This is a genomic window from Arenimonas soli (genome assembly GCF_014643775.1).
Classification (GTDB): Bacteria; Pseudomonadota; Gammaproteobacteria; order Xanthomonadales; family Xanthomonadaceae; genus Arenimonas; species Arenimonas soli.
Map to the genome: position 1 here is coordinate 1 of NZ_BMKC01000007.1, position 3,163 is coordinate 3,163.

At 54.8% G+C, this 3,163-nt stretch carries 2 rRNA genes; both read left to right on the forward strand.

The features are described from left to right. Positions 1 to 20: 20 nt before the first annotated feature. Positions 21 to 2,902, forward strand: a 23S ribosomal RNA gene (locus tag IEX13_RS14120). 136 nt (positions 2,903 to 3,038) lie between these two features. Continuing rightward, positions 3,039 to 3,153, forward strand: a 5S ribosomal RNA gene (gene rrf / locus IEX13_RS14125). Positions 3,154 to 3,163: the final 10 nt, after the last annotated feature.

A 3,163-nucleotide genomic window follows, 5' to 3' on the forward strand; every position in this document is an offset into this window, starting at 1 on the left:
GAGGCGACTTGGGGTTATATGGTCAAGCGAATAAGCGCACACGGTGGATGCCTTGGCGGTCAGAGGCGATGAAGGACGTGGCAGCCTGCGAAAAGCTCCGGTGAGTCGGCAACAGACATTGACCCGGAGATGTCCGAATGGGGAAACCCACTCCGCAAGGAGTATCGTACGGTGAATACATAGCCGTACGAGGCGAACCTGGTGAACTGAAATATCTAAGTAACCAGAGGAAAAGAAATCAACCGAGATTCCCCTAGTAGTGACGAGCGAACGGGGACCAGCCCTGAAGTCTGCATGGTTCTAGCAAAACGGCCTGGAAAGGCCGGCCATAGAAGGTGATAGCCCTGTATGTGAAAGGGCCACGCAGATGATGATGAGTAAGGCGGGGCACGTGAAACCCTGTCTGAACATGGGGGGACCATCCTCCAAGGCTAAATACTCCTGACCGACCGATAGTGAACCAGTACCGTGAGGGAAAGGCGAAAAGAACCCCGGAGAGGGGAGTGAAATAGAACCTGAAACCGTGTGCGTACAAGCAGTGGGAGCCGACTTGTTCGGTGACTGCGTACCTTTTGTATAATGGGTCAGCGACTTACTGTATGTGGCGAGCTTAACCGTATAGGGGAGGCGAAGGGAAACCGAGTCTGAATAGGGCGCATAGTCGCATGCAGTAGACCCGAAACCGGGTGATCTAGCCATGCCCAGGGTGAAGGTCGGGTAACACCGACTGGAGGCCCGAACCCACTCCTGTTGCAAAAGTAGGGGATGAGGTGTGGCTAGGAGTGAAAAGCTAATCGAACCCGGAGATAGCTGGTTCTCCTCGAAAGCTATTTAGGTAGCGCCTCGCACGAATCTTCTTGGGGGTAGAGCACTGTTATGGCTAGGGGGTCATTGCGACTTACCAAACCATGGCAAACTCCGAATACCAAGACAGACTATGCGGGAGACACACGGCGGGTGCTAACGTCCGTCGTGAAAAGGGAAACAACCCAGACCTACAGCTAAGGTCCCCAAATTACCGCTCAGTGGAAAACGATGTGGGAAGGCACAGACAGCCAGGAGGTTGGCTTAGAAGCAGCCATCCTTTAAAGAAAGCGTAATAGCTCACTGGTCGAGTCGGCCTGCGCGGAAGATTTAACGGGGCTAAGCGGTATACCGAAGCTTAGGGTGCACACCTTTGGTGTGCGCGGTAGAGGAGCGTTCCGTAAGCCTGCGAAGGCAGATTGAGAAGTCTGCTGGAGGTATCGGAAGTGCGAATGCTGACATGAGTAACGATAATGCGGGTGAAAAGCCCGCACGCCGAAAGCCCAAGGTTTCCTTGCACAACGTTAATCGGTGCAGGGTGAGTCGGCCCCTAAGGCGAGACCGAAAGGTGTAGTCGATGGGAAGCTGGTTAATATTCCAGCACCTCGCGTGACTGCGATGGGGGGACGGAGAAGGTTAGGTGTACCGGGCGTTGGTTGTCCCGGGGAAAGGAGGTAGGCATGAGGCGTAGGCAAATCCGCGTCTCTTTATGCCGAGCACCGAGACGAGTCCTATTGGACGAAGTCACTGATACCACGCTTCCAGGAAAAGCCTCTAAGCTTCAGGTCACGCAGACCGTACCGTAAACCGACACAGGTGGGCAGGATGAGAATTCTCAGGCGCTTGAGAGAACTTGGGTGAAGGAACTAGGCAACATGGCACCGTAACTTCGGGAGAAGGTGCGCCCTCCAGGGTGGCAATATGCATTGTCGAGCCCTAGAGGGCCGCAGTAACCAGGCCGCTGCGACTGTTTATCAAAAACACAGCACTCTGCAAACACGAAAGTGGACGTATAGGGTGTGACGCCTGCCCGGTGCCGGAAGGTTAATTGATGGGGTTAGCCGCAAGGCGAAGCTCTTGATCGAAGCCCCGGTAAACGGCGGCCGTAACTATAACGGTCCTAAGGTAGCGAAATTCCTTGTCGGGTAAGTTCCGACCTGCACGAATGGCGTAACGACAGCGGCGCTGTCTCCACCCAAGACTCAGTGAAATTGAAATCGCTGTGAAGATGCAGCGTTCCCGCGGCAAGACGGAAAGACCCCGTGAACCTTTACTATAGCTTTACATTGAACGTTGAGTTCGTCTGTGTAGGATAGGTGGGAGGCTTTGAAGTGTGGACGCTAGTTCGCATGGAGCCATCCTTGAAATACCACCCTGATGTGCTTGACGTTCTAACCTGGGCCCGTTATCCGGGTCGGGGACCATGTATGGTGGGTAGTTTGACTGGGGCGGTCTCCTCCCAAAGAGTAACGGAGGAGCACGAAGGTACGCTCAGCGCGGTCGGACATCGCGCACTGTGTGCAAAGGCATAAGCGTGCTTGACTGCGAGATCGACGGATCAAGCAGGTACGAAAGTAGGTCTTAGTGATCCGGTGGTTCTGTATGGAAGGGCCATCGCTCAACGGATAAAAGGTACTCCGGGGATAACAGGCTGATACCGCCCAAGAGTTCATATCGACGGCGGTGTTTGGCACCTCGATGTCGGCTCATCACATCCTGGGGCTGTAGTCGGTCCCAAGGGTATGGCTGTTCGCCATTTAAAGTGGTACGCGAGCTGGGTTCAGAACGTCGTGAGACAGTTCGGTCCCTATCTGTCGTGGGCGTTGGAGATTTGAGAGGGGCTGCTCCTAGTACGAGAGGACCGGAGTGGACGACCCCCTGGTGTTCCGGTTGTCATGCCAATGGCACTGCCGGGTAGCTATGGTCGGAAACGATAACCGCTGAAAGCATCTAAGCGGGAAGCGCGCCTCAAGATGAGATCTCCCGGGACACAAGTCCCCTAAAGGAACGATGAAGACCACGTCGTTGATAGGTCAGGTGTGTAAGCGCAGCAATGCGTTGAGCTAACTGATACTAATGATCCGTGAGGCTTGATCATATAACCTCAAGACGCCTTACCCTCGACAACACGTCGATCACGGTAACGCCAAAAAATGTTCGCTACTTCCCAACCAACGAGAGCGTGAGCGCGATAACTGCAATACACCGCAGCCAACGCGACCCTCCACCCTCTCCCTGGCGACCATAGCGCTGTGGAACCACCCGATCCCATCCCGAACTCGGAAGTGAAACGCAGCTGCGCCAATGGTAGTGTGGCCTAAGCCATGCAAGAGTAGGTCATCGCCAGGGGCTTTACCCC